Source organism: Simkania sp. (assembly GCF_965215465.1).
In the GTDB taxonomy this organism is placed as follows: domain Bacteria; phylum Chlamydiota; class Chlamydiia; order Chlamydiales; family Simkaniaceae; genus Simkania.
Genome location: NZ_OZ244056.1, coordinates 662135 through 688311 on the forward strand (window position 1 = coordinate 662135; position 26177 = coordinate 688311).

The following is a 26177-nucleotide window of genomic DNA, read 5'->3' on the forward strand; positions in this document are numbered from 1 at the left end:
CTATTGAGACCTAAATTGGTAGGTGCGCAAAGCGGCAGTAAAGAGAACTAGTGTGACGAACAGGATCGCTAAGACCGTAAAGAATTGGGGCATCAAAATCATCAGAGAAAAAAAGATAAACGCTTCAGCGCGCTCAATCAATCCTGGGCTGTAGTGGAAACTCTTTTCTGACGTATTTGCTTGGAACACTCCAACAACTAAAAAAGAAGTGATACAAAGCAAGATGCTTCCCATCATCAATAGGCAAAGTAAACTTCTCGTAGGGTCGTAAAAGTAAAGTCCTAAAATCACTCCACCTTCGACAGCACGATCCGCAAGGATGTCAAAAACCGCTCCTCGATTGGAAGTCACTTTTTGACTGCGTGCAACAGACCCATCAAGCGTGTCTAAAAAACCCGAAGCTACCAAAGCTACTAAAGCAAGAAAAGAGAAGTGCCAAGCGAGAAAGAAAGGGACAAGAAGTCCGAAAAGTAAACCAATGAGCGTGAGGAGGGCAGGCGAAACACGTCCTATGAAATTCCATTTGAGTAAAGGGTGAATGATCCGCTTTTGATAAGGTGAGCGGAAATAACTATCGATCATTATTTTTGCCGTATTTCTTGAGTAAAGGTTTAACAAATATAGGAATTAAAACAAAGACTCCCAGGACAACGAGGGCGATCTTGATTTGGGTATTAAAAACAGCATCGAGCGAAAAAGTTTGTCCTGTATCAAAAATCGCTCCAAGCCCACTTCCCGCTTGAGAATAGACATATGTTCCAGGAATGATCCCGATGAAAGTGGTCAAGATGTAGGTCCAAAGTCGCACTTGAAAAAAGGCGGGCGCGAGATTGACGAGCCAAAAGGGGAAGAGGGGAATAAAGCGTAAAAAGAGAAGATAGCTGACGACATTTTTTTGAAATCCTTTTTCCATTTTGCTCAAGAACGGTCCGGCTTTTCTCTTGAGGACATCTCCAAGGGCTGTTTTGGCAGCGATAAAAATGCATGTGGCCCCAATGGTGGCTCCGATCACAACATAGATGGTTCCAATGGGGACTCCAAACAGGAAGCCTCCAAAGAGAGTTAAAAGGGTTCCACCTGGAAGCGACAGGGCAACGACAATGATGTAGAGGAGGATATAGAGAACCGGAGATAAGATGGGATGTGCATGGATGTGGTCGAGTAGCTTTTCCCGATGGGCTTTTAAATTGTCAAACGTGAGATAGTCAGTGACTCCTGAAAAGTAGGCTACAACCATTAAAATGATGATGACAACAATGGGGATCCATTTTTTCCAACTCATGATTTTCGTTTAAATGCTCCTAATAATGTTTGAGTGAGGTAGAGATCTGCTGCCTTACGGATGGCTAAACTGTATGTCGGGTAGGGGTGAATTAAATTGCTCAATTTTCTTAAAGGGGTTTTGGTAAACATTGCCATGCTGATTTCCATGAGCATTTCACCAGCTCTTGGCCCTACAATTGTTGCCCCAATAATTTGACTGCTCCATTTTTTTGTGATGATTTTGACAAATCCTTCGGTGTGACCACTCGTGAGGTTTCGGTCAACGTCTGATAAAGGAATTGTATAAAGGGCAAGCTTTTTGGTTCCATACTTTTGTGTGGCTTCTTCTTCAAGCAGTCCAATGCTTGCAATTTCAGGATCGGTGTAGGTTGTGCGAGGAAGAGGTTGGTTGGACTTTTTAAATTTGAAAGGGAGGATGAGGTTTTTGAGAACTGTCCTGGCTTGGTTTTCAGCATAGTGGGTGAAGAAAGGAGGTCCAATTGCATCGCCGACCGCCCAAATGTGACGCTGATTTGTCCGTCCGTATGCATCGACGACAATTCCATTTTGTGTCCATTTGACTTGTGCGTTATCGAGGTTGAGGGGTTTTAAATCAGGATGTCTTCCCGTTCCAATAAATAAAGCATCTGCATGAAGTATCTTGTCTCCGACCCAAACCTTATAGCGGTCTTCCAAAAGGATTTTTCTGGGGCGGTCACCAAAGATGAGAGAAACGCCTTCTTTTTGCAAAGTGGTTTCAAGCACCTTACGGGCATCTGCATCTTCGCGTGCAAGGATTTTTTGACTTTCAATCAGAGTGACCTCGGTCCCAAGTCGAGCAAGAGCTTGAGACAACTCACAACAGATTGGGCCGCCGCCAACAAAGATGATGCTCTTGGGAAGCTTTTTTAAGTAGAAAATATTTTCGTTTGTATAAAACGGGGTTTTTTCAAGGCCCTCAATGAGTGGAATGAAAGGAGTGGATCCCGTTGCAATGACAATCTGCTTGCCTTGCACCTCTGTTTCATTGACAATGAGTGTATGAGGGTCTTTAAAAGAAGCGGCTCCTTCGAGAGTTTTAACGTCGTGTTTTTCTAATGCCTCGGGATCTTCGTGCGATCGAATTGTCTCAACAATTCCGCGCACGCGATCGAGAACTTTCCCGGTATTGATTTCAATAGATTCAGCTTGAATTCCGTGAGTTTCAGACGATTTGATTGTGTGAGCCACTAATGCAGATGCAATCAACGATTTGCTTGGAATGCATCCATAGTTGGTGCAATCACCCCCAAACTCGCCTTTTTCGATGAGCAAAGTTTTTTTGCCGGCTTTTGCCGCACCTATAGCAATGACAAGTCCGCCAGATCCAGCGCCGATGACAATGATATCGTACATTTGATTATTTGGTTTTTATTTTATATATAAGAATTTTAGAAGATAGTTTGCAACGAGGGCTTCAATGCTGGCTGAAAAAAAGCGGTTAAAGGAAAACAAAAAAAGGGAAAAATACTGGAAGCATTGGGGGCCGTATGTTCCAGAAAGGCAATGGGGAACAGTCCGTGAAGATTATAGCAAAGATGGGAATGCGTGGGGGTATTTCACTTATGAAGATGCGATGTCGCGCGCCTACCGTTGGGGAGAAGATGGCATCGCTGGGATTTCAGATACCCATCAACGCCTGTGCCTTGCTTTGTCGTTTTGGAACGAAAAAGATCCGATTTTAAAAGAGCGCATCTTTGGGCTAGCGAACCTTGAAGGCAACCACGGAGAAGATGTCAAAGAGTACTATTACTTTCTTGACAACACTCCGACGCACTCCTACATGAAGTACCTATATAAATATCCTCATTCGGCCTATCCCTACGAAGAAATTCGTAAGGCAAATGCTTCTCGTTCTCAAGAAGAACCCGAATACGAACTTGTCGATACGGGTATTTTTAATCACAATCGCTACTTCGATATTTTCATTGAGTATGCCAAAGATAGTCCCACGGATATCTATATGCGGTTGACTGTGTGCAATAGGGGAAATGAGCAACAAGTCATTCACGTTCTTCCAACTCTTTGGTCACGTAATACATGGTTTCAACAAGGGGTTGAAAAACCCGTGATTGAAGAAGTCGATGGAAAGATCAAAGCATCTCATCCCTCTTTGGGAACCTATTACCTCTATGGAGATAAAGCTGAAGAGCTGCTTTTCACAGAAAATGAAACCAATGAGCAAGTCATCATGGGAGCTCCAGAACGTAAAGGGTTTGCAAAAGATGGGTTCAATGACTATCTCGTTAAACGAGACACGACCGCCGTCAACTCCGAAAAGAAAGGAACGAAAGCCGCCTTCCACTACAAGTTTTTGATTCCACCACATGAAGAGAAAGTGATTTATCTCCGTTTGACAACAGAAGGAGAGGAAAAGAAGCCTTTAAGTGACGCTTCAAAAGTCTTTAAAACCCGGTTTCGTGAAGCAGAAGAGTTTTATGCTGAGCTTTATCCCAAATGTTCCGAAGGTCTCAGCGAAATTGGTCGTCAAGCAATAGCTGGGATGCTGTGGAATAAGATGTACTACAACCTCATTATTCCCGATTGGCTTAAAGGAGATCCTGATTTTCGTCCTCCTCTGCCTTCTCATGATTCATGCTCTGCTCGTAACAGCGAATGGCTTCACCTCTATTCCGATGATGTCTTTTCTGTTCCAGATACATGGGAGTTTCCTCAGTTTTTCTCCTGGGATAGTGCGTTTCATGCCATTCCTCTTGCCATGGTTGATCCTGATTTTGCAAAAAGACAGCTCTACATTCTTGCTCAAGAGTGGTACATGCACCCCAATGGTCAACTTGCCGCGTATGAATGGAACTTTTACGATGTGAATCCTCCTGTCCACGCTTGGTCAACCTGGAGGGTTTATAAAATTGAAGAGCGGCGTACCGGAGAAGCAGACCGATTTTTCTTAGAGCGTGTTTTTCAAAAGCTCTTGCTTAACTTTACCTGGTGGGTGAACCGAAAAGATTCAGGAGGCCGCAATATTTTCCAAGGAGGATTCTTGGGGCTTGATAATATCAGTGTTTTCAACCGTAGTGAGCACTTGCCCAAAGATGGAACCCTGTATCAATCCGATGCAACAAGCTGGATGGCCATGTTTTGTCTCAACATGCTGACGATTGCCCTTGAACTTGCAAAAGAAGACCGGACATATGAAGACATGGCCAACAAGTTTTACAATCACTTCCTGTTGATTGCCGATGCCATCAATTTCTCAGCAGAGCGCTCGCATCCCTTGTGGAATGAAGAAGACGGTTTCTACTACGACGTTCTCAAACTCCCTACTGGAGAGGAATATCCCATCAAAGTCCACTCTCTTGTGGGGCTCATGCCACTCCTTGCTGTCATGACAATCGACCATAAAACACTTGAGTCTCTGCCAATTTTTAAAAACAAAATGGATTGGTTTCTCAATCACCGTCATGACCTCTGCAGTAAAGTGGCCTGTATGAAAACTCCAGGACAAGAAGACCGTCGCATTCTTGCGATTCTCGACAAAGATAAGCTGACAAAGCTACTCAAGATGATGTTAAATGAAGAGGAGTTTTTAAGCCCGTATGGTATCCGCGCCGTTTCGAAATGCCATGAGAAAAATCCCTTCACCTTAGAAATCGATGGAGAAAGCTACACCGTTGATTACGAACCCGGCGAGTCCACAAGCCGACTGTTTGGAGGAAACTCCAATTGGCGTGGACCGATTTGGTTTCCCATCAATGTCCTCATCATCGAGTCGCTGCAAAAGTTTCATCACTATCATGGGGATGACTTTAAAGTCGAATGTCCTACAGGTTCGGGGAACATGATGACCCTTTGGGAGGTGGCAGCAGAACTCTCTCGTCGCCTTGTGAGTATCTTTGAAAAAGATGAAGCAGGAGTCCGGCCCGTTTTTGGTGATCGAGAAAAGTTCAAAACTGACCCACATTTCCAAGATTACATCCTCTTTCATGAGTATTTTCATGGGAACACTGGGCAAGGATTGGGAGCCAACCACCAAATGGGGTGGACCGGATTTGTCGCCAAACTTGTGAAGCAGCTTAGCGACTATCAGTGATCTTATTTAGGGGGGAGAGCGCCTACAAAGGCAATAGATCGCTCAATCCAGACTTTTAGCTGGGCCTCATCCACAAGAATTTCAGCGGGGAGTAGCACGTACTCCCGCATCTTGCGTCCCATAGGCTCGAACGGCTTTGCACCCAGCTTTTGAATCTCTTCACGATCTTCTTCAGAAAGGCGCAGAACCCAATTTTCTTCGTGAAGCCCTGTGAGCATATTGCCGTTGAGAAAGCGACAAGAGTAGCCAAACATTTTACGTGGCTCAAGTTCTTCAAAGATGTCCATGCAACCATGGAATTTTTCAACTAAGGCTTCGGATGAACGTTTCCATTTACTCATTAGGTGTCCTCCATGTGACATAAGCGCCGCGCGTCTTGAGCTCGTCTGCAGTGATGTCTTGATAACGGAAGCCCTTACCTTCAGGCGGATGTCCTTCGAGCATGATGGCGATGCGCTTGGAGTTGGAGCGAGACAAGAAAGAGATACTGTCTTGCTTAAACGTTTCGTAGTCGAGCTCAGCTAATGCATCGATTTTTTTATCAATGTGGCGAAAGTCTCCATCATATTTGAAGGCTAGCATGTAGAGACGCCCAGCCATTCCGGCGAGATTGTCTGGCGGCTGTTTCGCTAAGGTAATGATGTTAGTTCGAATGTTATCAAATTGCCCTTCAGGAATCTTTGCTTCAAAGTCTTTGACATAATCTTCTAAGAAGAGTTCAAAGCGTGCAATGAGTTCATCAGGTTGGTGAGTGCTTGACTGCACATAAAAGAGTTGGAACAGTTGTCCGTCTTCTTCCATCTTTGTCGTTTGAGCGATGTAAGCAGTTTGTTGTTTTGTACGCAAAGTATTGAAAAAGTCTTCTGAAATGCCTTTCGATAAGATAGATGACGAAGCATTTTTATCGAATGAAAAAGGGCCTTCTTGAAGGACGAGAACAGCCCCATGTCCGAGAGTATCTGCTGTTTCTTGCAGCTTATAAGGTCCCTGGTGTGAGGGCAACACGAGAAAACTTCTTTCGGGATGTTGGCTTTTTGGATAAGGGAGATAGTGGAGCTTGTTTTGGACCAAGTTCCAAGTCTTGTAAGCATCCTCTTGAGTCATGTTTCCAGTGAGAAGGACTTCTGCGTAGGCTTGCTGCATGAACTTTGCTTTAAAATTTAAGAAGTCTTCATAGGAAAGCGAGCGCAGCGCATTAAGCTCCGCTTCTTTTCTAGGATAAATATCGAAAAGAACGTTTTCAAGAAGTTCAACAGCTTGCGTGAGTGGCGGAGCTTTGCGAAAGTTTTCGTATTGAGAGATGAGAAGAGAGCGCTGGAGCTCAAACTCTTCTCTTGTCCAGTTGCAAGTTTTGATCCCATCGAGGACTTGTTCGAGTAGAACAGGAGCTTTCTCACTAAATCCGTTGATATAGATCCCAAATTTGTAGTCGGTATCTCCAACATGTGCGGAAAGACTTGCTGCATTGGTATAGTAACTTGTTGCAACCATGTGGTCACTGATACACTTTTTAAACAAGTTGATGAGAGCAATTTGATGTGCACTACGGTCAATCAGAGGCGATTTAAAGCTTAAGATCCAGGAGACTTCAGGGACGAGGTAGTGCCCATCTTCCCAGTAGTACACCTTTCCAAACTCATCATCAACGAGAAGAGAAGGAATAGGAGTCTCTTCTGTTTCTCTTTTTTGGGTGACGAGTGCAAGGTCAGATGGAATATAAGGATTTTGCTTGGGATAAACAGCGCTCATTTGGGTTGTGCCTTCTCCCCATGATGCGAGCATCTTTTCGTCTAGCTGTTGGACAGTATATTTTGCTCCTGACCACTTTTCAACCTGATTTCCATTCACTCCTGTTTCTGCTGGAGGAGCTTTTAGGCTGTAAAGAGCTGTTTTGGGATGGAGCATTCCTACGAGTTTTGCACAATCGTTTGCGCTATACTCTGTAGGAAGAATCGACATTTGAGGAAAAGTTTCAAGGGGCTCTTCTGCCATACGGTAGGCGGCATCTGTGACAAAGCCAAATGGGTGAGCGCGTCCTTGATATTCATAGTCAAGTTTTGCCATGTTTTTTGTTTCATCAAAGATGTAGGGGGGAATTCCATGCTCTTTGATGGTATTCATTGTTTGAAACAAAGCTTCTAAAATTTGTTCTGTTTGACCCACACCCTTAGGAGTTAAGATGAAATCAACTGCGTAAAAGCCACTGTCTTTTGAAAACGGGTGGCAGCCAGCATAAAGAGTGTCGATCAGTTCGGCTTGTTTGAGCTTGCTATAAAGGCTTTCAGGGTGTCGGCTACTGAGAATATACGAAAGGAGTGCGTCGGACTTATCTTCGATGTTTGCAAAAAAACTTTCGGGCAGTTCCCAATAAATTCCCAATTCACGCACTTCCTTTACTGGGGTGATGTAGGTGATTGAACCTTGCTGAGAAGTTGTCGTGAGTCTTTCTGGGAAAGAGGCTTTGGGATTTGAGTTCAATGGGACTGCTGAGAAATGTGTGGCAGCAAGTTCTTTAAGCTCTTCAATGGGGAGAGCTGCATAGATAACAAGGTGTGCCTTATCTGAACTATAGTTTTCGCTGTACCATTTGATAACCGCTTCGCGTGGAATGCCACCAAGAGTTTCGGCATTTCCAGTTGCAAAGCGCGCATTAGGATGCTTGGGGTTTCCAGTCGTTTTAAGAACCATGTATTCGCGGAAACCATCATTTTCGATATTCTTATCGTGTTCTTGGTCAACAGCGTGAAGTTCGCGCCCCACTCCCGATTGACTGAAAAGGGGATCGATGAACATGTGAGAGAAATAGTCAAGAGTCGCAGGAAAAGCGTCGTGGTTCACGCAGAATGAGTAGACTGTGCGATCAGAAGCCGTGAAGGCATTGAGCATCCCGCTATTATTGGTCACTTGTTTGAAGTAACCATTCTCTTCAGGGTAAGTTTTACTCGCCATAAAGAGGAGGTGCTCAGTGAAGTGAGCCATTCCAGGATATTCATCAGGGTCGGACCATGAGCCAACTTCCATCGCCAGTGCTGCTGCTGATTGGGAAGCATCGGGATCAGAAATGAGTAAAACTTCAAGACCGTTGTAGAGGCGAATTTTTGCTGTTTTGCGGGAAGCTAGACTTGGAGTGCGAACTTCGAGCTTATTGCGGTCGGTAATTTCTTCATAACTTGGCGTATCTGCTGAAAGCGAGAAGGTTGCAAAAAGACAGATAAAGAGAAAGATTTTTGATTTCATTTGTCGTCCTTAGCTTGATGTGTCGTTCACGGAAATTTATCATACTCTTCTTTTACTTGTCTCCAGAGAAATTCCGCTCGAATTTTCCTTTTTTCATGTTTGTCTGTTTCTTCGGTAAAGTTGGGAATGTTTTCCATGTCAACTTCAGGTCCAAAGGCAAGGTGAATTGCACCACCATGAGTGATACGGGTTTCTCCAATTTCTGTATCAGTTGTTTCTGGAGGAGGGAGCAAATGATAAGTTGATAGGGCTAAGGTGTAAAAGTGGGTTTTTTGTTTAGCGCGCTGAGTCATGAGGTAAAACATTTCGATACTTTGAGGGTCGAAAGGAGCAATTTCTATTTCGCCTTCTGCATTCGTGCGGTCTCGCCCACCACTTGGTGCAACGTAAATAGCATGACCTCCTTCACTGAGTAGCTCCGACATCAGTTCCATGGTGCGCTTATTGTGCAGCTGCTTTTCATGTTTTTGCTCAGGTGGGTCGTCGATGTATTTTTTTGAGTGAATGCAGAGTAGATTGCGTCCCATGCTAAACGGAATGGCTAGAGGATCTGTTGTCACTCGCGTTCCTGCCACAAAGATCAAGTTTTCAGCAAACTTGGGTTCATGGTTTTCTAAAAGGACGCTAATGGCTTGGGGGTCGGCTTCGATCTGGTGGTTTGCAAAGAGAATCACATTTTCTTTTTTTTCAAGCTGGGTCGCGATTTGTTTCAAGTTGCCCAATCCATTGACTGTCGAATGAGGAAGGTCAACAAGAGGACGGAGGAAATCGAGTCCAAATTTGTAGTAGTCAATGGGAGCACGAATGCATTTGTGATAGGGTTCAAAGAGATAAGGCTTTTGAAACTGTTGCTCAATGAGAGAGAGAAAAAGTTCAAAAGAGGGCAAACAGTCGGACAGATTTTTTTTGTGAGAGGCGATCACAGATTGATAGCTCTCTAAAAAACCCTCGAGAATCTTCTCATATTTTTCAGGAACATGCCCACTAGAAATGAGTGTTCTGATTTTTTCCCTTAGAGATTGAAGCGTAAGATTAGAGTTCGAGTTTTGTTCCATCGGCAAGTGAGTAAAATTCAAAAGTGTTCAGGTGGAGTTCATCGTTGGATTCAAATTCGAGCTGTCCTTGCTCTTTTTTCGCAATCGATTCGAAGAGCTTTTTATCATTTCCTGAAAGAAAGTTATCGAGCTCAGGGTGAATGATAAGCTTTAGCTGCGTCTCTTTATGTTGTTTGATCAAGCGGGTGATGGCCCGTTCGATTTCGATTGCGACACTCTCATGATTTTTAATCATTCCCTTTCCACTGCAATAAGGACAATGGGTGAAAAGAGTGTGAATGAGAGATTCTCTCGTTCTTTGGCGTGTCATCTCGACTAAGCCAAAGTCACTCATTCCAAGAATCGTGCACTTTGCTGAGTCTTGTTTCATAGCCTCTTTAAGTGTTTCGAGTACCCGTCTTTGATTGCGTCTAGAGCGCATATCGATAAAGTCACAGATAACAAGCCCACCGATGTTACGAATTCTGAGTTGGCGTGCAATTTCTTCGGCAGCTTCCATGTTGATCCGGACAAGCGTCTCTTCGACGTCGATGTTTTCATTCGAAGACGTGCTACGACCCGAGTTGACATCAATGGTGTACATCGCTTCGGTTTTGTCGAAAAAGAGGGAGCCGCCACTTTGGAGCCAAATTTTTCGTCTTAAACAGCGGTTGATTTCATTTTCAACCATGAAGCGGTCAAACATCGGAATCTTATCTCGGTAATATTCGAGCTTGATTGTGTGTTCGCTTTTGTAACGGTTGTAAATTTTTCGCGCGTACTGAAACGTTTTGTAGTCGTCAATGAGAATCCGGTTGAACTTCTTATCAACTGCCTTGAGAATGGCCTTTTTGATAAGGTCAGACTCACGGTAAAGGCAGGCGGGTTCAGAGTAGTTATGAAAGTCTTTCTGGATTTTTTCCCATGCTTCGAGGAGTTCATTTGCTTCTTGAATTAGAGCTTCGGTTGGAGCATTCACACTAGCTGTTCGACAAATGAGTCCCATTCGTTGAGGCATTTCAAAAGCGCGGATGATTTTCTTTAGGCGGTCTCTTTCTCCTCGGTCAGCAACTTTTCGCGAGACGCCTCGATGAGGCGTGTTTGGGAGGAGAACGAGGTAGCGGCCTGGAATGGTAATATTCGAAGTGAGCCGTGCCCCTTTTGTTCCAATGGGTTCCTTTACGACCTGGACGAGAACGGGGTGGCCGATCTCCATGAACTTTGAGATGTCAGCATCTTTTACTTCACGAGGTTTAATGGAGCTGATGTCGTAATCCCAATCAAACTCCATGTCGAACATCTCTTGGAATTTCTGTGTATTCTCTACAATATCACTGATATGGATGAAACCGTTTTCCCCTTCATTGATGTCAATGAATGCCGATTGGATGTTGTGGAGGATATTGATGACCTGACCGCGATAGATGTTTCCAGATAGTTGCTGGCTTGCTTTTCTTTCGAAGATCAGATCTTGAAGTTTTCCGTATTTTAGGATCGCGCATCTCTTCTCTTTCGAAGTGATATTGATCAAAATTTCTTTCATCGATTCACCATAGTCTGTTTGAGCGCCTGAGAGATGAGTTTATAATAAAAATGGTTGTTTTTCTAGCAAAAACTATCAGTCTTGGGATAGGTTTGCAAGCTGCTCTTTCATTTTCGCGATGAAGCGTCCATTGATCAGTCTCAGAGCCCCTTGAACTCCACTCATCAGTGCTTCTGGATTTGCATCGCCATGGCATTTCATGATGATCCCGTCAGTGCCGCAAAGAATTGCACCGGGAGATTCAGCTGAGTACAGCTCTTTTTCAAGGCGACTGAGAAGTGGCTTTGAAAAAGGCAAAATTGCCTGGTTTTCATGCAAAGTTTCTAGGATAAAAGAAGAGATCCCTTCTGATGTTTTCAAAAAGACGTTTCCTGTAAATCCATCTGTGACTAAAACATCGACATTACCAGAAAAGATTTCCTTTCCTTCAACGTTTCCAACGAAAACTGGAGCTTCGTTTGGAAAGTTAAACTTTTGAAGAAGTTTGTAAGTTTCGCGAAGATCCCCACGACCTTTCTTTTCTTCGGTTCCAATGTTGAGAAGACCAATACGTGGCTTAAGGATCCCTCTGCTTTTCTGATAGGCGAGGCCCATTTGGGCAAACTGCACCAAATGCTCAGGCGTACATTCAATATTGGCTCCGACGTCGAGAACAGCAATAGGGGATTTCTTGGTGGGGAGGAGGGTAATCAGTGCGCTACGTTGAATGCCTTCGAGCAGAGGAAGGTGCATTCGAGCGCTGGCGATAAGTGCGCCTGTGTTTCCTGTGGAAACTAGGGCATCAATCTTATGTTCTTTTAACAAACGCATCCCTACACTCATTGAGGCTTCCTTCTTTCTTCTGATTGCTAGCAGTGGATCATCATCCATGTGAATGACTTCTTCGACTTCATAAAAACAGAGAGATTCTTTGGGAAGCAGTTTTGAGTGCAGCTCTTGCATGCTTTCGATGCGAGTGCGAATGTCTGGCGTTGCAAAAACGAGCAAGCGTAGGGGATCGCTAACCTTACTGAAAATACCTTGTAAGGTCTCTATAATAAATTCGGGATGATTGTTATCACCCCCCAAGAGGTCGATCCCGACAAACGGAATTTTACTCTTGCTCTTCGGTGATAACCGCTCTTCCTCCGTAGTGGCCACAGAATGGACACAGTCTGTGGGAGAGCCTTGGTTTTCCGCAGTTTGAGCAATTTGAGACATTTTTTTCTTTCTTTGCGTGATGCGCCCGTTTAGTGTTTTTTCGTGCGTTAGAATGGCGATTTCTTGGAACTGCCATCGTTTCTGTTCTCCTTTCAAGTTATGTCAAATCCGCAAAAGGGAATTGAACACTGTCGGTATTTCCTTCTGAGGGCTTATATTTTTCTAATTCTTTCCTTTCAGCACACCCGCCTAAGCATTCTCCAAACGGAGGAACTTCTAGGAGGATGGCTTCCCTTAATGGGTTGGCATAATAATACACTCGTCCTTTAACTTCTTCAAGGTCTTCAGTATGGTAAAACTCAGGAACCCGGATCGGTATAAGCACCATCTTATTACAGACAGAGCAGGGGATCGAGACCTTTGTTTCGACCTTGAGGTGAATCACGAGGTGGTCATTCGCCAAATAGGCCTTTCCCTTAATGATGACTCTATCATTGAATTTCAGGTCGGCTTCGTCCACATCCATGAAAGTAGAAGAAAGAGTCAAATCGATGATCTCTGTCTTCCCTCCCTGGAGTCTGTCAAGGTAAACCTTTAACTCAGGTTCCATTAGTCCTCAAATAAAGGGAATTCTAAAAATGACTCACAGTCTACCCGAAAAAACGATAAAGATCAAGGTCGTCACAGATTTTCCCTAAATTTATATATAAATATTTTGAAATTCAGTTTGTTTATATTGTTTTTTTTCTGAGCCTTAGGTATTATTACCTCGGTTTGTGGAGATTAAAATGAACAATTTTAAGATACGAGATTTAGTTCCTCGTCCCGTGCGAGAAATCATTTATGCGACATCAGATATTCAAGCTCTCGCAAAAAAAAGAGGCCCGAGTCAAACCGTTGAGTCTTTTTTGAAATGTGAAGCGGGGCAACGGGCAACTGAAGAAGCGCAGAAGATGATCCGAGGAGCTTTGCAAATTGCTCTTTTTGCGGGTGGGTTCTATGCGGTTCGCTACATGGGATGGAGCGTTGTGACGACAGGTGTTCTAGGATCAATTTTATCGACGGCCTCATTAGTCACAGGCGCAAGTTTTTATGGCCTTGCTTATGGAGCTCAAGCTCTCCTTCATTGCATTGGAACAGGCTCTTTCTGGCACCTGGCATCTGGAATTGCTTGTGTGGGTGGAGGCTACTATGCTCTAGAGCATCTAGAGATTTTTCAAATTGGGGTTTTAGACAAAGGGCTTGTTAAGCTCGGCTCTGAAAAAGGAGCTCCACTTCTTCTCAATCATCTACTTTGATCACAAAGTTCTAGAGTTTGTAAAATCGCCTGAGCGGCTTCTTTGGAAGCATTCTTGGGGCCAAGGTTTTCTTTCAACCATTCACACTTACGGATAGATGCTTCTCGTCGCAGCTGGCTGGCTGCAAGCTCATGCAAAGCTTGGGTGAGTGATTCTTCAGTGAGCTGCGGGCCAAAAAGCTCAGGGAAGACTTCGTCCTTAGCGATGACATTGGGCAAGGCATAGTGGGGAAGGTTGATGCGGAAAATCTTAGTAGCTAGGAAAGTATCTAGAGGAGTGATGGCATAAGTGACAACTGTTGGAACGCGGTGTAGCGCAAGCTCTAACGTGACAGTTCCTGAAGTGGCGATTGCGAGGTGCGTTGCTCTCATGAGTTCATACAGATGATCTGGATGAATGATTTTGACATTTTCTCCTGCATGTTTTTTCAAGAAGGGAAGAAATTTTTCGTTAGAGCATGAAATAATCAGAAGAAAATCTTTCCGGTTCTTGAGAAATTGCTTTGCGACTTTCAGCTGCAAGGGGAAATTGCGCTCGAGCTCTTTTTGGCGACTCCCTGGGAATAGGCTTAAAAGCCTCTGATCTTCTGCAATCCCATATTGCTCACGCCAGTTGCTATTATATTCATGCGATTCAATGCGAGAAATAAGAGGATGCCCTACGTATTCCACATCGAGAAGATGACGAGAAAATAGCTCAGGTTCAAAAGGGAGGAGCGTCATCAATTTGTCGAGGTTTTTTTCCATCAAGGGAATCCGTCTTTTCCCCCAAGCCCAAACACTTGGGCAGACAAAGTGAAGCAATTTCGACGAAGTTTTGTGCTTCTTCAAGCTACGAGCCAGGCGAAGGTTGAAGCCTGGGTAGTCAATAAACAAGACAGCTTGAGGTTTAGAAGTTAGAATTTCTTTTCGAATGGTTTTGAACATGTTACGCAAATGTGGCAGTGAACCGAGAATGTCGATGAACCCCATCACCTCAAATTCTTCCATGGGAAGAAAGCAATCTAATCCAGCCTTGCGCATTCTAGGCCCACCAACCCCTTTAATTTTGAGGTCGGGACGCGCTTCTTGTAATGCTTTCAGTAACTTCTCACCGTGCAGATCACCGCTAGCTTCTCCTGCAAAAATAAAAAGATCGTAACTCATGATGAACCCTCCAACAATGACCGAACCCAAAGAGTACCTGCTTGAAAGACTTGAGGTCCGGTTCCATGGCCTTGATAGCCAATGGAGGGACCAATAATGAGTTCAATCGGAGAAGAGCGGATCCGGTGATTTTTTGCCTCTTCTGCGAGATGGGAAACAAGCTCGAAGGTGTACTTTGTACCCACGCGTGAATCGATATTCCCAATGTAAAAGCGAATTTTCCGATCATAGAGTTTAAAAGCGAGCTTTTCTAAATCAAAGTGGGAAACATCGGGCCCATTTTGAAATTCTTTGGCATAGCTCAAACGTGTAAGCGGCGCAAAACCTAAAATGAAACGGAGCTCTGGACAAAGAGCAGCGACATGAGCTGCTATAAAAACCCCGCGAGAAAGTCCCATACATCCAAACTGATCTTTCTGAATCAGATTTTCCTGGAGTAGATATTGAATTCCTTGCGCTACCTCTTGAAAAAACGGTGTGAGCAGTTCGTTTCCCTGCTTCATTTGCTCAGCCCAATAAGAAATGGCATTTTCAGGTTTTCTGCCTTCTTCGTGCCCAGGAAGGGTGACTGTAAAGATCCGCCACTTGTCAGATTGGAGGAAGAGGGCTGGCTGATTATAGGGGTCTGTTTCGAGCGAGTCTTTGGCGGATAGGGCGAAGTAAAAGATTGTAGGTAGCGGGCCTTCTTCAAGACTTGGCCCTACAAAAGAAAACGTCAAAGAATCTGAAACCTTTACTTGAGAGACTTTCATGTTTTTTTGCGAGGGCGTCGACGCCGTCTTTTTGTTTTGGTGGGGAGTTCGTTGGTTTCGGTAAACTTATTATATGTACTATTCCACTTCAGAGTGGTTTCTTGAAGTGCCGGCTCAATGCGCGAACGGATATTGAGAAACTGCAGAGCTAAATCAAACCCCGCCACTCGTGGAATCCGAATTTGCTTTTTCCGTTTTGTGAATGGAGTGATACGATATTGAGAAACGAGAAGACCAACCGTGCTGATTCGCAGACGTCTCGGCAACTTAAAAAATGTGGTGAAGACCGAATCAATCAAATCACTTGCTTCCAGGTAAATGTCTCCAAGGTGTGGAATCTTTTCCCGATCGATAAAATGTGTTTGCAGATGCTTTTGGAGTAGAGGAAAAAGAAGGCAAGCAAGCAGTACAGGACGTTCTAATTGTGGTCTGTGAGGTTCCTTCAGGGTTCCATCTGCTTCTTGTAGATAATCATAAATTTCGCCCCCTTCGGGCATTTCTAAGAACTCAGCCAGGGTGGGGATCAATTGTTGAAGAAGACCATGGTCGGTCATGAGTTTGAAGAAGGAGCTCGCACTTCCAGATTCAAGCATCCGTAGAAGTTCTTCTAAAACCCGAGCTTGAGCACTTTTGACGATTTCTTTTTTACAATCGATAAGAGCTTGTCTAGCTTCTTCGTCCACTTCAAATCCATAGCGGGCTTGAAATTTCAAACAGCGTATCATCCGTACGGGATCTTGTTTAAAGCGGAGGTAAGGTTGGCCAATAGCTCTAAGATACTTTTTCTGAATGTCGGCATAGCCTCCGACATAGTCGATAACTTCTTCAGTCGCGCAATCGTAAAAGAGGCCGTTGATCGTGAAATCGCGCCTTAAAACATCTTGCTCAGGGTTGCCCCAAATATTGTCTTCGGTGATGAGCTGCTCATTTTCAATATCTCCTGCGCGGAACGTTGAAACTTCAATCACCTTCCGTCCAAATCGGACGTGGGCCAAACGAAAGCGTTTTCCAATCAAAATGGAGCTTGGAAAGAGATTTTTAATTTCTTCTGGCCTGGCCGAAGTCGAGATGTCGAAATCTTTTGGTCTTTTTTTGAGTAGAAGGTCCCGCACTCCACCTCCAACAAGGTAGGCAACATAACCTGCAGCACGCAGTTTTTCGAGAATATAAATCGCTTTTGGATCGATGAGATTTAAATCAATCTCATGCTCTTCTTTCGAATACGTTTTCGGTTTCTTCACATTCCTCAGAAAGTATTATCTCAAGGGACTAGATTACAGGATTACACTCTGGGGTTCAACCAAAACCTTTAATCATGTATGGTATTTCATCTTATAGATTATCGGAAATGACTATGAATTTTTTAAAAGCTTTTGGAGGCGCTCTCCTAGTGGGAGGAACCGCAATTGGGGCTGGGATGTTAGCTTTACCTGTTGTCACAGCCAATGCAGGGCTTCTTCCTTCCTATGTGATTTACCTTATTTGTTGGATTTTTAGTGCGTGCACAGGACTCTTACTCCTAGAAATTTGCCTTTGGATGCCGAATGATGCCAATATCATTTCGATGGCAAGCCATCTTCTGGGGCCTATCGGAAAAGCCGTTGCTTGGGTCCTCTATCTCTTCCTCTTTTATTGTTTGACCATTGCTTATGTAGCAGGGGGGGGAGGCTTTATTGTGGCTCTTTTCGGGGGGAACTTGCCTCACGTCCTGGGACTTTTGATTTTCACAGCCATTTTTGGCTCTTGCGTCTACATGGGAACTCGGTTTGTCGACCGGATCAACGTCATTCTTATGATAGGTCTAGGAGTTTCTTACTTTCTCTTTATTTATTTTGGATTTACCAAGATTGAATTTAACTACTTCAAGCGGGTGAATGTGATCCCTGCGATCATGGCGCTGCCCGTGATTTTTACCTCGTTTAGCTACCAAGGGATCATTCCTAGCTTGACGACGTATCTTGAAAGAAACCCCAAAATGATCCGTTTTGCCATTCTTGTGGGAACAGCTTTACCTTTTCTAGCGTACATTGTCTGGCAGTTTTTAATCATTGGGATCGTTCCAACTGATGGGCCTCATGGCCTCATGGCTGCTGAAGCAACAGGACAAACAGCTGTCGAACCGCTGCGTCACATCTTTCCTGGGTCACCTATCTACCTTATTGGTCAATTTTTTGGTGCGTTTGCTTTGACAACTTCCTTTTTAGGAGTGACGCTTGGGCTCTTAGATTTTCTTTCTGATGGGTTGCAAGTTGCTAAAATTGGCTGGAAAAAATTCCTGCTTTGCGGGCTTGTCTATATTCCACCGATTATTATTGCAGCATATAACCCCGGCATCTTTTTAACTGCGCTTGGCTATGCAGGCGGCGTGGGTTGTGCGCTTCTGCTTGGGCTGTTGCCGATTATCATGGTTTGGCGAGGCAGGTATTTTAAAGATTATGGGGTGCTCCATCGGCAGCTGCCAGGAGGGCGTTTCATTTTAATAATCTTAGCAGCATTTGTTGCGTTTGAACTGATTGTCGAACTGACGAAGGAGTTGCTCTAGTGTTTTGCCCATGTGGATCCAATAAACCACTCGAGGGGTGCTGTGGTCCTTACCTTGAACGGGAAAAAGATGCTCCCACACCGGAAGCGTTAATGCGCTCACGCTACACAGCCTATTCGCTAGGAGATCTTGATTATATTGAGCAGACCATGCGGGACAACGCTTTGACCCGGTTCAATCGCAAAGCTTCGGAAAAAACCCTAGAGCACACGACTTGGATCCAGCTCACTGTCTTAAATTCAACAGAAGAAGATGACACAGGCACCGTCCAGTTTATGGCGTCATTTAAAGATAATGGTGAGATACACACAATGCATGAGCTTAGCACATTTAAAAAAATAAATGGCAAGTGGTATTATGTTTATGGTGAGTTTAACTGATTAATGATAATAAAGCTGAATTGATTTCGAGGAATTGTTCTTTCCAGAAGTAGCCGTCTAGGAGGTCTGAAGGATCTCGGCCTGTGAGGCAGTAGGCGGCGTAGAGGGCCTCTACAGAGGCTAGACCTTCTTCTGGGTTACTGCAGCCCGTTTGTTTCCGAGGATAGCTTGTTTTGAGCCCTGGAGGCAGGCTTCGGCGCTCCAAGGGAGGGATCTGGCGCCCCATCACTTCGGCGTATTTCCATGTGCCATCAATCAAAAAGATGCCCATGTCTCGGTCTGCTTCCGAGAGAATTGGAGCGTCGAGAGCAAGCAAGAAGTACCCCTGCAATGGTGGGAGAGGGTCCTTGGGGTAGGTGAAAAATTGCATATCCTCGCGGGATTCAAGTCCGCGCAAACTGCACTTTTTCAAATTTTCTTTGCGATGACGCAAAATTATTGTGGGAAGAAAACGATCCATAACCTATACAAAATAGGATAGACCTCCTACGGATAAACCTCAAGAGGGAGAAGCAGGATGAAAAAGTGGATCTATCTGTTAACTTTATGCGGAAGCCTCCTCTATGGGCAGGAGTCTTCCTTGTTCATCACCGAAAATTACCAAAAAGCAGAGCGAGTCTGTCGTGAAAATGGAATTCCATTAGCCGTTGTTTTTACTGGCTCTGACTGGTCGACCGATAGCGAGGCATTTTTGAGCGAATGGCTTTTTCACAAAGATCGAGGCAAAGTCTTGCGCCACGATCTCGTCTTTGCTTGGCTTGATTTTCCTGAGTTGAACATCAAAGAGGCTCGTTTAGTTGAGCAAGATTATCGTATAAAAGAGCAGTTGCACATCACGCACTTTCCCACGATTGTGTTACTTGATCCATCGGGGGAAGAAATCACCCGTTTTGGGTATCCAACTGAGCAGGATTTTGTGGCACTTGTCAAAGAAAGACTCTTTATTTATGAGCATCTTGCTGAAAAATGGGCGCTTGCACAGGAGACGCAAAATGAGCAATTGATCACCACATGTTATGAAGAAGCTCAAACACTTGGATTAGCACCCCTTTTGGAAGAAATCGTTGCCTTTGCAGCAAGTGCACGTCTCTGTCCAGAGCTTTTATTCGAGCGGTATGTTGCTTTGGTCAATGAAGGGAAACGGAATCATCCAGATGCAAGGCAATTGCGTCACTACTTGCTCAAATCAGATCCTCAAAATGAAAAGGGAATTCGTGAAAAAATTGCTCTTTTGACTTTCAGGAGCAGAGAAACGCCTTTCCTTTAGAAACGGTTCTCAAGCAATTTTGTTCTCATGAATCGGAAAACTTTTGGAGGATTCATCTGGTCCTATCGGAGCACTTTTTTGAAAAAGGAAAATCGGAAGAAGCCCTGGAACATGCTCAAGAGTCGTATCGTTACGCTCCTGCTGCTGACAAAGAGGTGGTGTCTAACCTCATTGAACAGATTTCCATGATGTCACACGGAGAATCTCTTTAGGGATTTCAAATAAGAAGCGAGAAGGGTTCGTCGCTTCTAATTTTCCATGACGGACACGTTTGCGCGCCATACTGAGGGAAAGGTACTGCATTGCTCGCGTCAAAGCGACATACAAAAGACGTCTTTCTTCCTCAATACCTTGCTCAGTCTGGCTTTTGACATGAGGGATGAGATTGTCTTCAATTCCGATTAAAAAGACTGCAGGGAACTCAAGCCCTTTTGCACTATGAAATGTCATTAGGTTGAGCTTATCATCAGCTAACCTTTCTTTTCGCTTATCCTTGCGGTTGTCAAGCATTGCACCTGACACAAAATCTTCTAGTGAGGGAGAAGGTTCTTGGTTTTCATAATGATTTAAAGCTCGAATGCATTCTTGGACGTTTTCCCATTTGAACTCCCTAGCTTTTTCGCTTTTCACTTCGTCGAAAATAGTCTTCTTGTAATCGATCGTTTCGACGAGCCATTGCAAGGCTTCACTGAGCGAAGAAGTCGCAAATCGCTCTTGCGCTTTCTCGTACAGAGTGACAAATGCATGGATACCCTTGATTCCTTGTGGAGTCAACTCTTCCATGAAATTTAAGAGGTCAGGATTGAGCTTTGCAATGCCTCGCATCAACTGAAGTAAAGGAATATCATTTTGCCGGTTATAGGTCGTGAGTTTATCAAGAGTTTGGTTTGAAATACCTCGCCTTGGATAATTGACAATGCGCAGTAATGCTTCCTGATCACGTTCATTGGCAAAGATTCGGAGGTAGCTCATAAGATCTTTCACTTCGCTTCGCTCAAAGAAGTCCATCCCTCCAAAAACTTGATAGGGGATTCCTCGGACAAAGTGTCCCTCTTTACGCCATGAGGTATTCATCAATTTGAGTTCAAAGAGCCTGGATAACTGATTTGATCGGTAAAGAACTGCCATATCCTTCCAGCGCAAATTCTTGTGTTCTTTCAGATAGAGAATGCGATCAATCACCGCATCGACCTCGTCTTGGTCAGTCGGAGCGTTGAAAATTTCAATCGTGTCACCCGATTCCTTTGCAGCCTTAAGTGTTTTATCGTGCCGCACCAAATTATTGCGAATCACGGCATTGGCAGCCTGAAGAATGTGTGACGTCGAGCGGTAGTTTTGCTCCAATTTAATCGTTGAGTCTGCAGGAAATTCTAAAATATGTTGGATCTCAGCTCCACGCCACGCATAAATCGATTGGTCGTCATCTCCAACAACGCACAAATTCTTGTACTTTTCAGCGAGCATCGAGGCGAGTTCATATTGGATGGGGTTTGTGTCTTGATACTCATCGATCATGATGTAGCGAAAATGGTCTTGATAAGCTTCTAAGACGTCTGGGAACTGCTTGAAAAGTTCTACCGTTAAACTTAGGAGACTATCAAAATCAACCGCGTTGTGAGCACGCATGGCAATGTGAACCTTGTCATACACTTCGCCCATTTTTCCTTCAGGGCGCTTTCCCTTTCCTTTTGCTGTCATGATCGATTGGACAATCGGATCGAGATCTTGTTCACCAAACAAATCTTCTGCAACAAGTGTCACAAGTCGCTTCATGTCTCGCTCATCATACAAGCTAAAGCGGGAAGTGAAACCGAGTCGCTCAATATCTTTGCGGAGAATCTTCATGCAGAAGCTGTGAAATGTCGAGAGGGTGACTTGCTTTGCTTTTTCCTTACCGATGAGCCCAGCTACCCGTTCCCGCATCTCTTCGGCTGCTTTGTTCATGAATGTCATCCCCAGAATGGCTGTGGGGGGAACTCCCTTTTCACGAATGAGATGCCCAATTCTATGAACAAGTACCCGCGTTTTTCCACTTCCGGCACCTGCAAGGATCAAGACGTGACCTTCAGTTGTAACTACGGCTTTTTGTTGATTTGGATTGAGTTTCGTCACCGATTTTCTTCACTAAGCGCTTCAATTCCCTCGCAACTTCGCTTGAGGAAAGCTCCTCAAAGTGATGGCGAGGATGGATATTGAGTTCTAGATGGCGAGGAAGCTCTGGGTAAATTTGACGGTAAGCTTCCCGGACGATCCGTTTAAAACGGTTTCTTTTGTGAGCTTTTCCCCATTTGCGGCTAATTGTAATTCCTAGCCTTGAGTGGCTTTGTTTGCCTATGCGATAATGGGCAAGAATCTTTGTCCCAACATACCTTTTCCCATCATCATATGTATTGCGGAAGTCCTGACGGGAAAGGAGCCTTTGAAAACGAGAAAACTTTAGCTTCACACTGCGAGCGTTTTACGTCCCTTTTGACGTTTACGTTTGATGACAAGTCTTCCATTTTTTGTCTTCATGCGAGCACGAAATCCATGGGTCTTCTTGCGTCGACGTTTGCTTGGTTGATAAGTGCGTTTCATAACAATTCACTCCAATTAAAAAAGCCATTCTACAGAAAATGAGCCAAATATACAAGCTTAAAAAGATAGTGAAGTGAAAGGTGTAAGCGTCGTTTTGAGACTTCATAGGGAAAATTTCAGCGTTGCCCTGCTTCGACAACCCGCTGGCGGGGTTGCCGGCATCGGTCGCTTTGAACATTTCTCCTCTGAAGCCTCCTTCCGTGGCTTCGCCTTTCACCTCACCATCTCATCAAAGCCAACATATGTTTTGTGAGGAGAAGTAAAATTTTAAATTTTGAAGTTTTTGAGATGTCTGATTGAAATCCTCTATGGGAGAGCCAAGGCATCAGCAATCATAGGTCTACACCACCCAAAGCACTTGTCAAGAAATGAGATAAAAGCTAGAATGATGCTCTAAATTAAAATGTGACAAATTGGAACTTCACAATGAAAGTTAAAGCTTCAGTTAAAGCAGATCCTGGTAAGGGCGACAAGATTGTGCGTCGTAGAGGACGGCTTTACGTGATCAATAAGCGCGACCCAAATCGCAAACAAAGACAAAAAGGCCCCGCAAGGAAAAAATAGGACGGATATGGCTAGAAAAGCGATGATTGAAAAAGAAAAAAAACGTGACCACATGTCGAAAGTCAAGTGGGAAAAAAGGCAAGAGCTTAAGAAGATTGTTCGCAATCTGAACGTGACTGAAGAAGAGCGTTTAGACGCAATGATCAAACTCAACCGTCTTCCTAAAAACTCTTCTCCTATTCGTCGACGTAACCGATGCAAAATGACGGGACGTTGCCGTGGGTATCTCAGAAAATTTCAAATTTCACGTCTCTGTTTCCGAGAGATGGCCAACGATGGAAGTATTCCTGGTGTGGTCAAAGCTTCTTGGTAAGCATGTTTACTGATTAGGGGAATCCATTTCCCCTAGTTGATCTAGAAGATCCGGAAGGTCTTTCACGGTTTTCCAATCTTCCATATCTTCATTCCACATATAAGTTTCTCGTGTGACTTGATCTTCGACCCAAGCACGCTTAAGCCGATCAAAACTCATAGGACCATGTCGCTCGTTGTCTTCATCCAGGTAGTACCAAAGCTTATGGGGTGTTGTGGCGGGCGCTTGTGGAGCGGGGGTGGGTTCTAACTGAGGAGTCACTTCAGGCAAGGGTTTTGCAGGACTCGATGCTGCCACTGATGATAGGGGCTCTCGCTTTGGAGGGAGGAGGTAAAGAATTAGAAGACCAATGGCTCCTAGGAAAAGCCCTATTGCAAACCAAGCAGTGGGATTGCGGCCGCGAAGTTTTGCATTGTAAGCGCAAACACCGCCAATGATAAGAAGAAAAAATAGGCTGAGATAAGAGAACATGAGTCGATCCTAAGGGTATAAAAACTTTCTTGTAAGCATAACAAAGTCAGGAATAAAAGAAAAATCTGACGAAATCCTTGAAAACCTTGAAAAAAAAATTCTTTACGCGTTTAATGGCAGCAACTTTTTTAAGAAATCATAAAGATAGAGCTAGATTATGAATGAAACGCCAAGAGTATATGAGCAGAAAGGATGGGAAGATCCTGTCACCTTAGACTTTTTAGGATCTTGTCCGGTTAAATTTGTAGATACGAGTGATGGGTGGAATGAGTGTCAACATGCGCATGGGCTAGCAAGTACTTGTGAAATCGTTGCAAAGACAATCTTTGGAGAAAAGGACCGCGATGCAGCTGTCAAATGCACGGTTTGTCAACAAGAATTCACAGAAGTGATTCCTTATCGCGAAATGTTGGAAAGCACGCTTGAAATTTCTGAAACAGTAGAAGAAGAAAAGCCTGTTGAAGTCACATTTGTGAAACTCGAAGATGGTCGAACGCAGCGAGTGATAGGCAAGATTTCTGAAAAGAAAGGTGAGGAGTATGACGGCTCAACAATCGTTGAGGCCTCAGAAAAAGTTGAATATGAAGGAAGCGTTGAAACTTGTTATGCGCTCTATATGCCTGATGCAGAAGAGCCGTTTGGACAAGAAGTGCGTTCGAGAAAGTATCGATTTGATGGACCATACTCCCCAAGACCAACCGTGAGAATGAGTTATGATCAGGTAATAAGGGCATGGGAAAGCGACATGAGAGGAGATTTACACCCTGTATCAACAAGGACTTCTGAAGTGGCAAGGCCCGTTTTAAGAGCTAGCTGGGAGGATGAAGAATATGCTCCTCTAATTCGAGCATTAATTGACGATAAGCCATGGGAAGATCAAGATTATGCTCCACAAGTGAAAGAACTTATTAATGATCGAGATTGGGAAAAAAGGTTACATGCACCTCTTATCAAAGCATTACTTGACGAAGACCCTTGGGAAGACCAAGAATACGCTCCGCTTGTCCGAGCTTTCATTCACGGAGCTCAATGGATTGATCAAGAGTATGCTCCTCTCGTCAGCTCATTAATGATAGAGTTTATAGGAGAGGGTCGCGACTTAGGCAAAAATCAACTTCATATGGAAAATGCCAGACGTCTCCGTGATAAAGTGAGACATGATTTAGGGCTTCCTCTTGGTTTTGATCCTGACGCCTCTTCTTCAATGCCACCTGTTAAATCGCTACATGGTTCTAGAAGTTCTGGGACAGGGAGCTCAGAAGACACTTCAGGCCCAACAGATTCTCAATGTTGTTTAGCTCAGCTTGGTGCTTACAATATGCTTGTCGCTACAGTCATAGGTGCAGCATTGATCGTTTATGGGTATTCAAAAGGAATGTTCGATAACTTGATTCATAACTTGCGTGGATCATCAGATGATCAAAGCATGCGACAAAAAACCACAGTGCCCATTCATACCGGACCTCCAGCGACTCCTTTTAATCCAGGAGGAATCGGTGGCATTCGTGTATATTAAGACACTGTTTACAGAATTGTCAGCAAATTTTAGAATTGAATTTCACTTGATCAGATAAGGAATCATCATGAACGATCAATTTACAGATCTTGATACAAAAGAGATTGAATTTGCTGACACCATCTTTGTTCGCGACATTGAGTCGCGGGTTTTCCAAGCTATCGTCATTAAATGCTTGGCTGAAATCGAGGGGGTTGCTCTGTTAGAAGGAAACCTTCTCGATAATCTTCTCGGAAGAGAAGGGAATGAGCGGATCAAAGGGATCCATGTTGAACAAGATCAGAAAAATCATAGCGTCAGTATCAAAGTTGAAGTCAATGTGGCGCATGGCATTTCAATCCCTGAAAAAGCGGAAGAAATCCAAACAAAGATTGCAGCGGAAGTCTGTAGTTTAACAGGATTGCACGTGGCTTGTGTCCATGTGATCTTCAAGGCGCTTATTTCGGAGCAATCGCTCGAACCTGAAAAGGTTGAAGAAGAGCCGTCTGAAAAAGAGGAATTTTCAGTCGAAGAATTTTCATGAGATCGGGAAACGTTCTTTTCTCAGCCGTTCATTTCTTCGTGATCTTGCTTATTTTAAGTCTTGGAGGGCTTTTATTGGCTCTCCCCTATGCTGAAACTTTTCGGTTTCATCTCACCTATTACATCTATGAAAGGCCAGGCCTCTTTAAGCTCATTGGGGGAGTGACATTAGGTTTTGGGTTACTCTTATTTCTGGGGTTTTATTTCTTGAACAAACGGCGTTTTTTAACTGTCAGGATGGGGCCGGCTATGACCCAAATTGACGAGAGAGTTGTTCAAGATTACGTTCAGGACTATTTTAAAGAAAAGCATACGTCTGATGAGGGTGTGGTGGATGTTGTGGTCCAAAAAGGTGAGGTTTTGGAGATCATTGTTCCAGCTCCCAAGGACTGGGAAGGTGAGGTCGAAGAGCATCTACAGCGCCTCCAAAATGACCTGGGTGATCGTCTTTCACGTCGTTTAGGTTACTATAAAGAGTTCTATCTTACATTATCTGACAATTAATAATTTTATTAATATCAAT

28 protein-coding genes are annotated in these 26177 nt (G+C 44.1%); 10 read left to right on the plus strand and 18 right to left on the minus strand.

Going from position 1 to position 26177, the window contains the following annotated elements:
* Genes ACOOFG_RS03055 through ACOOFG_RS03065 form a run of 3 tightly spaced genes read right to left on the minus strand, consistent with a single transcriptional unit; the run spans position 1 to position 2658 of the window.
* Positions 1-582, minus strand: a complete 582-nt coding sequence (locus tag ACOOFG_RS03055) for a CDP-alcohol phosphatidyltransferase family protein (RefSeq protein WP_420422173.1) — start codon at positions 580-582, stop codon at positions 1-3.
* Positions 572-1282 carry a TVP38/TMEM64 family protein gene (locus ACOOFG_RS03060; protein ID WP_420422174.1) on the minus strand — a complete coding sequence of 237 codons (711 nt, stop codon included), beginning with the start codon at positions 1280-1282 and terminating at the stop codon, positions 572-574. Before ACOOFG_RS03060 ends, ACOOFG_RS03055 begins: the two co-directional genes overlap by 11 nt.
* Positions 1279-2658: a dihydrolipoyl dehydrogenase family protein gene (locus tag ACOOFG_RS03065; protein WP_420422175.1), complete on the minus strand. Its 1380-nt coding sequence runs from the start codon at positions 2656-2658 to the stop codon at positions 1279-1281. The genes ACOOFG_RS03060 and ACOOFG_RS03065 overlap by 4 nt, the downstream gene beginning before the upstream one ends.
* Positions 2659-2722: 64 nt before the next feature.
* Between ACOOFG_RS03065 and ACOOFG_RS03070 the strand changes: the two genes are divergently transcribed.
* The gene (locus ACOOFG_RS03070) at positions 2723-5353 is read left to right on the plus strand and encodes an MGH1-like glycoside hydrolase domain-containing protein (protein WP_420422176.1); all 2631 of its coding nucleotides are present in this window, start codon (positions 2723-2725) and stop codon (positions 5351-5353) included.
* A gap of 2 nt (positions 5354-5355) precedes the next feature.
* Here ACOOFG_RS03070 and ACOOFG_RS03075 read toward each other — a convergent pair whose 3' ends face one another.
* The 7 genes from ACOOFG_RS03075 to ACOOFG_RS03105 all read right to left on the minus strand — a co-directional run bounded on the left by ACOOFG_RS03075 (position 5356) and on the right by ACOOFG_RS03105 (position 12917).
* Entirely contained in the window at positions 5356-5694 is a 339-nt protein-coding gene (locus ACOOFG_RS03075) for a TfoX/Sxy family protein (RefSeq protein WP_420422177.1), read from the minus strand.
* A complete protein-coding gene (locus ACOOFG_RS03080) occupies positions 5687-8590 on the minus strand; it encodes an insulinase family protein (RefSeq protein WP_420422178.1) in 2904 nt (967 codons plus the stop codon). Before ACOOFG_RS03080 ends, ACOOFG_RS03075 begins: the two co-directional genes overlap by 8 nt.
* 26 nt (positions 8591-8616) lie before the next feature.
* On the minus strand, positions 8617-9645 hold the full coding sequence (locus ACOOFG_RS03085; RefSeq protein ID WP_420422179.1) for a 1-acyl-sn-glycerol-3-phosphate acyltransferase: 1029 nt from the start codon (positions 9643-9645) through the stop codon (positions 8617-8619).
* Positions 9623-11167 (minus strand): Rne/Rng family ribonuclease, encoded by a 1545-nt coding sequence (locus tag ACOOFG_RS03090; protein WP_420422180.1) that lies wholly within the window; start codon positions 11165-11167, stop codon positions 9623-9625. Before ACOOFG_RS03090 ends, ACOOFG_RS03085 begins: the two co-directional genes overlap by 23 nt.
* 75 nt (positions 11168-11242) lie before the next feature.
* Complete coding sequence (gene plsX / locus ACOOFG_RS03095) at positions 11243-12307, minus strand: phosphate acyltransferase PlsX (protein WP_420422181.1); 1065 nt, start codon at positions 12305-12307, stop codon at positions 11243-11245.
* Positions 12261-12443: a 50S ribosomal protein L32 gene (rpmF, locus tag ACOOFG_RS03100; RefSeq protein WP_420422182.1), complete on the minus strand. Its 183-nt coding sequence runs from the start codon at positions 12441-12443 to the stop codon at positions 12261-12263. The genes plsX and rpmF overlap by 47 nt, the downstream gene beginning before the upstream one ends.
* A 21-nt stretch (positions 12444-12464) precedes the next feature.
* Entirely contained in the window at positions 12465-12917 is a 453-nt protein-coding gene (locus tag ACOOFG_RS03105) for a YceD family protein (protein ID WP_420422183.1), read from the minus strand.
* A gap of 178 nt (positions 12918-13095) precedes the next feature.
* On the opposite strand from ACOOFG_RS03105, the gene ACOOFG_RS03110 reads away from it, so the two are divergent.
* Positions 13096-13605, plus strand: a complete 510-nt coding sequence (locus tag ACOOFG_RS03110) for a hypothetical protein (protein ID WP_420422184.1) — start codon at positions 13096-13098, stop codon at positions 13603-13605.
* Here ACOOFG_RS03110 and lpxB read toward each other — a convergent pair.
* From lpxB to pcnB, 3 genes are read right to left on the minus strand one after another with little or no spacing between them, the layout of a single operon-like run.
* Positions 13593-14750: a lipid-A-disaccharide synthase gene (lpxB, locus tag ACOOFG_RS03115; RefSeq protein ID WP_420422185.1), complete on the minus strand. Its 1158-nt coding sequence runs from the start codon at positions 14748-14750 to the stop codon at positions 13593-13595. The genes ACOOFG_RS03110 and lpxB overlap by 13 nt on opposite strands.
* Positions 14747-15502, minus strand: coding sequence for an alpha/beta hydrolase (locus ACOOFG_RS03120; protein WP_420422186.1), 756 nt, complete (start codon positions 15500-15502; stop codon positions 14747-14749). Before ACOOFG_RS03120 ends, lpxB begins: the two co-directional genes overlap by 4 nt.
* The gene (pcnB, locus tag ACOOFG_RS03125) at positions 15499-16743 is read right to left on the minus strand and encodes a polynucleotide adenylyltransferase PcnB (protein ID WP_420422187.1); all 1245 of its coding nucleotides are present in this window, start codon (positions 16741-16743) and stop codon (positions 15499-15501) included. Before pcnB ends, ACOOFG_RS03120 begins: the two co-directional genes overlap by 4 nt.
* A gap of 113 nt (positions 16744-16856) precedes the next feature.
* Here pcnB and ACOOFG_RS03130 point away from each other — a divergent pair, with 113 nt between their 5' ends.
* Positions 16857-18044 (plus strand): amino acid permease, encoded by a 1188-nt coding sequence (locus ACOOFG_RS03130; protein WP_420422188.1) that lies wholly within the window; start codon positions 16857-16859, stop codon positions 18042-18044.
* Positions 18044-18424 carry a YchJ family protein gene (locus ACOOFG_RS03135; RefSeq protein ID WP_420422189.1) on the plus strand — a complete coding sequence of 127 codons (381 nt, stop codon included), beginning with the start codon at positions 18044-18046 and terminating at the stop codon, positions 18422-18424. The genes ACOOFG_RS03130 and ACOOFG_RS03135 overlap by 1 nt, the downstream gene beginning before the upstream one ends.
* On the opposite strand, the gene ACOOFG_RS03140 is transcribed toward ACOOFG_RS03135, so the two are convergent.
* Positions 18417-18884, minus strand: a complete 468-nt coding sequence (locus ACOOFG_RS03140) for a hypothetical protein (RefSeq protein WP_420422190.1) — start codon at positions 18882-18884, stop codon at positions 18417-18419. The genes ACOOFG_RS03135 and ACOOFG_RS03140 overlap by 8 nt on opposite strands.
* Before the next feature lie 57 nt (positions 18885-18941).
* On the opposite strand from ACOOFG_RS03140, the gene ACOOFG_RS03145 reads away from it, so the two are divergent.
* Positions 18942-19691 (plus strand): hypothetical protein, encoded by a 750-nt coding sequence (locus ACOOFG_RS03145; protein ID WP_420422191.1) that lies wholly within the window; start codon positions 18942-18944, stop codon positions 19689-19691.
* Positions 19692-19859: 168 nt separating this feature from the next.
* Here the strand turns inward: ACOOFG_RS03145 and ACOOFG_RS03150 are convergent, their stop codons facing one another.
* Genes ACOOFG_RS03150 through rpmH form a run of 3 tightly spaced genes read right to left on the minus strand, consistent with a single transcriptional unit; the run spans position 19860 to position 22268 of the window.
* On the minus strand, positions 19860-21803 hold the full coding sequence (locus tag ACOOFG_RS03150) for an ATP-dependent helicase (protein WP_420422192.1): 1944 nt from the start codon (positions 21801-21803) through the stop codon (positions 19860-19862).
* Entirely contained in the window at positions 21757-22137 is a 381-nt protein-coding gene (gene rnpA, locus ACOOFG_RS03155) for a ribonuclease P protein component (protein WP_420422193.1), read from the minus strand. The genes ACOOFG_RS03150 and rnpA overlap by 47 nt, the downstream gene beginning before the upstream one ends.
* Complete coding sequence (gene rpmH, locus ACOOFG_RS03160) at positions 22134-22268, minus strand: 50S ribosomal protein L34 (protein WP_420422194.1); 135 nt, start codon at positions 22266-22268, stop codon at positions 22134-22136. Before rpmH ends, rnpA begins: the two co-directional genes overlap by 4 nt.
* Before the next feature lie 426 nt (positions 22269-22694).
* Between rpmH and rpmJ the strand changes: the two genes are divergently transcribed.
* Positions 22695-22832: a 50S ribosomal protein L36 gene (gene rpmJ, locus ACOOFG_RS03165; RefSeq protein WP_420422195.1), complete on the plus strand. Its 138-nt coding sequence runs from the start codon at positions 22695-22697 to the stop codon at positions 22830-22832.
* A 7-nt stretch (positions 22833-22839) separates the two neighbouring features.
* Positions 22840-23145: a 30S ribosomal protein S14 gene (gene rpsN / locus ACOOFG_RS03170; RefSeq protein ID WP_420422196.1), complete on the plus strand. Its 306-nt coding sequence runs from the start codon at positions 22840-22842 to the stop codon at positions 23143-23145.
* A 6-nt stretch (positions 23146-23151) separates the two neighbouring features.
* On the opposite strand, the gene ACOOFG_RS03175 is transcribed toward rpsN, so the two are convergent.
* The gene (locus tag ACOOFG_RS03175; protein WP_420422197.1) at positions 23152-23616 is read right to left on the minus strand and encodes a DUF4339 domain-containing protein; all 465 of its coding nucleotides are present in this window, start codon (positions 23614-23616) and stop codon (positions 23152-23154) included.
* Positions 23617-23773: 157 nt separating this feature from the next.
* Between ACOOFG_RS03175 and ACOOFG_RS03180 the strand changes: the two genes are divergently transcribed.
* From ACOOFG_RS03180 to ACOOFG_RS03190, 3 genes are all read left to right on the plus strand, one after another.
* Positions 23774-25132 (plus strand): hypothetical protein, encoded by a 1359-nt coding sequence (locus ACOOFG_RS03180; protein WP_420422198.1) that lies wholly within the window; start codon positions 23774-23776, stop codon positions 25130-25132.
* A gap of 67 nt (positions 25133-25199) precedes the next feature.
* Positions 25200-25655: an Asp23/Gls24 family envelope stress response protein gene (locus ACOOFG_RS03185; RefSeq protein WP_420422199.1), complete on the plus strand. Its 456-nt coding sequence runs from the start codon at positions 25200-25202 to the stop codon at positions 25653-25655.
* Positions 25652-26158 (plus strand): hypothetical protein, encoded by a 507-nt coding sequence (locus ACOOFG_RS03190; RefSeq protein ID WP_420422200.1) that lies wholly within the window; start codon positions 25652-25654, stop codon positions 26156-26158. Before ACOOFG_RS03185 ends, ACOOFG_RS03190 begins: the two co-directional genes overlap by 4 nt.
* Positions 26159-26177: the final 19 nt, after the last annotated feature.

Bases quoted from the DNA above. Each gene is read 5' to 3' on its own strand.
- ACOOFG_RS03055 (WP_420422173.1), bottom strand. From the start codon at position 582: ATGATCGATAGTTATTTCCGCTCACCTTATCAAAAGCGGATCATTCAC.
- ACOOFG_RS03060 (WP_420422174.1), bottom strand. From the start codon at position 1,282: ATGAGTTGGAAAAAATGGATCCCCATTGTTGTCATCATCATTTTAATG.
- ACOOFG_RS03065 (WP_420422175.1), bottom strand. From the start codon at position 2,658: ATGTACGATATCATTGTCATCGGCGCTGGATCTGGCGGACTTGTCATT.
- ACOOFG_RS03070 (WP_420422176.1), top strand. From the start codon at position 2,723: ATGCTGGCTGAAAAAAAGCGGTTAAAGGAAAACAAAAAAAGGGAAAAA.
- ACOOFG_RS03075 (WP_420422177.1), bottom strand. From the start codon at position 5,694: ATGAGTAAATGGAAACGTTCATCCGAAGCCTTAGTTGAAAAATTCCAT.
- ACOOFG_RS03080 (WP_420422178.1), bottom strand. From the start codon at position 8,590: ATGAAATCAAAAATCTTTCTCTTTATCTGTCTTTTTGCAACCTTCTCG.
- ACOOFG_RS03085 (WP_420422179.1), bottom strand. From the start codon at position 9,645: ATGGAACAAAACTCGAACTCTAATCTTACGCTTCAATCTCTAAGGGAA.
- ACOOFG_RS03090 (WP_420422180.1), bottom strand. From the start codon at position 11,167: ATGAAAGAAATTTTGATCAATATCACTTCGAAAGAGAAGAGATGCGCG.
- rpmF (WP_420422182.1), bottom strand. From the start codon at position 12,443: ATGGCAGTTCCAAGAAATCGCCATTCTAACGCACGAAAAAACACTAAA.
- ACOOFG_RS03105 (WP_420422183.1), bottom strand. From the start codon at position 12,917: ATGGAACCTGAGTTAAAGGTTTACCTTGACAGACTCCAGGGAGGGAAG.
- ACOOFG_RS03110 (WP_420422184.1), top strand. From the start codon at position 13,096: ATGAACAATTTTAAGATACGAGATTTAGTTCCTCGTCCCGTGCGAGAA.
- lpxB (WP_420422185.1), bottom strand. From the start codon at position 14,750: ATGAGTTACGATCTTTTTATTTTTGCAGGAGAAGCTAGCGGTGATCTG.
- ACOOFG_RS03120 (WP_420422186.1), bottom strand. From the start codon at position 15,502: ATGAAAGTCTCTCAAGTAAAGGTTTCAGATTCTTTGACGTTTTCTTTT.
- ACOOFG_RS03130 (WP_420422188.1), top strand. From the start codon at position 16,857: ATGAATTTTTTAAAAGCTTTTGGAGGCGCTCTCCTAGTGGGAGGAACC.
- ACOOFG_RS03140 (WP_420422190.1), bottom strand. From the start codon at position 18,884: ATGGATCGTTTTCTTCCCACAATAATTTTGCGTCATCGCAAAGAAAAT.
- ACOOFG_RS03145 (WP_420422191.1), top strand. From the start codon at position 18,942: ATGAAAAAGTGGATCTATCTGTTAACTTTATGCGGAAGCCTCCTCTAT.
- rpmH (WP_420422194.1), bottom strand. From the start codon at position 22,268: ATGAAACGCACTTATCAACCAAGCAAACGTCGACGCAAGAAGACCCAT.
- rpmJ (WP_420422195.1), top strand. From the start codon at position 22,695: ATGAAAGTTAAAGCTTCAGTTAAAGCAGATCCTGGTAAGGGCGACAAG.
- rpsN (WP_420422196.1), top strand. From the start codon at position 22,840: ATGGCTAGAAAAGCGATGATTGAAAAAGAAAAAAAACGTGACCACATG.
- ACOOFG_RS03175 (WP_420422197.1), bottom strand. From the start codon at position 23,616: ATGTTCTCTTATCTCAGCCTATTTTTTCTTCTTATCATTGGCGGTGTT.
- ACOOFG_RS03180 (WP_420422198.1), top strand. From the start codon at position 23,774: ATGAATGAAACGCCAAGAGTATATGAGCAGAAAGGATGGGAAGATCCT.
- ACOOFG_RS03185 (WP_420422199.1), top strand. From the start codon at position 25,200: ATGAACGATCAATTTACAGATCTTGATACAAAAGAGATTGAATTTGCT.
- ACOOFG_RS03190 (WP_420422200.1), top strand. From the start codon at position 25,652: ATGAGATCGGGAAACGTTCTTTTCTCAGCCGTTCATTTCTTCGTGATC.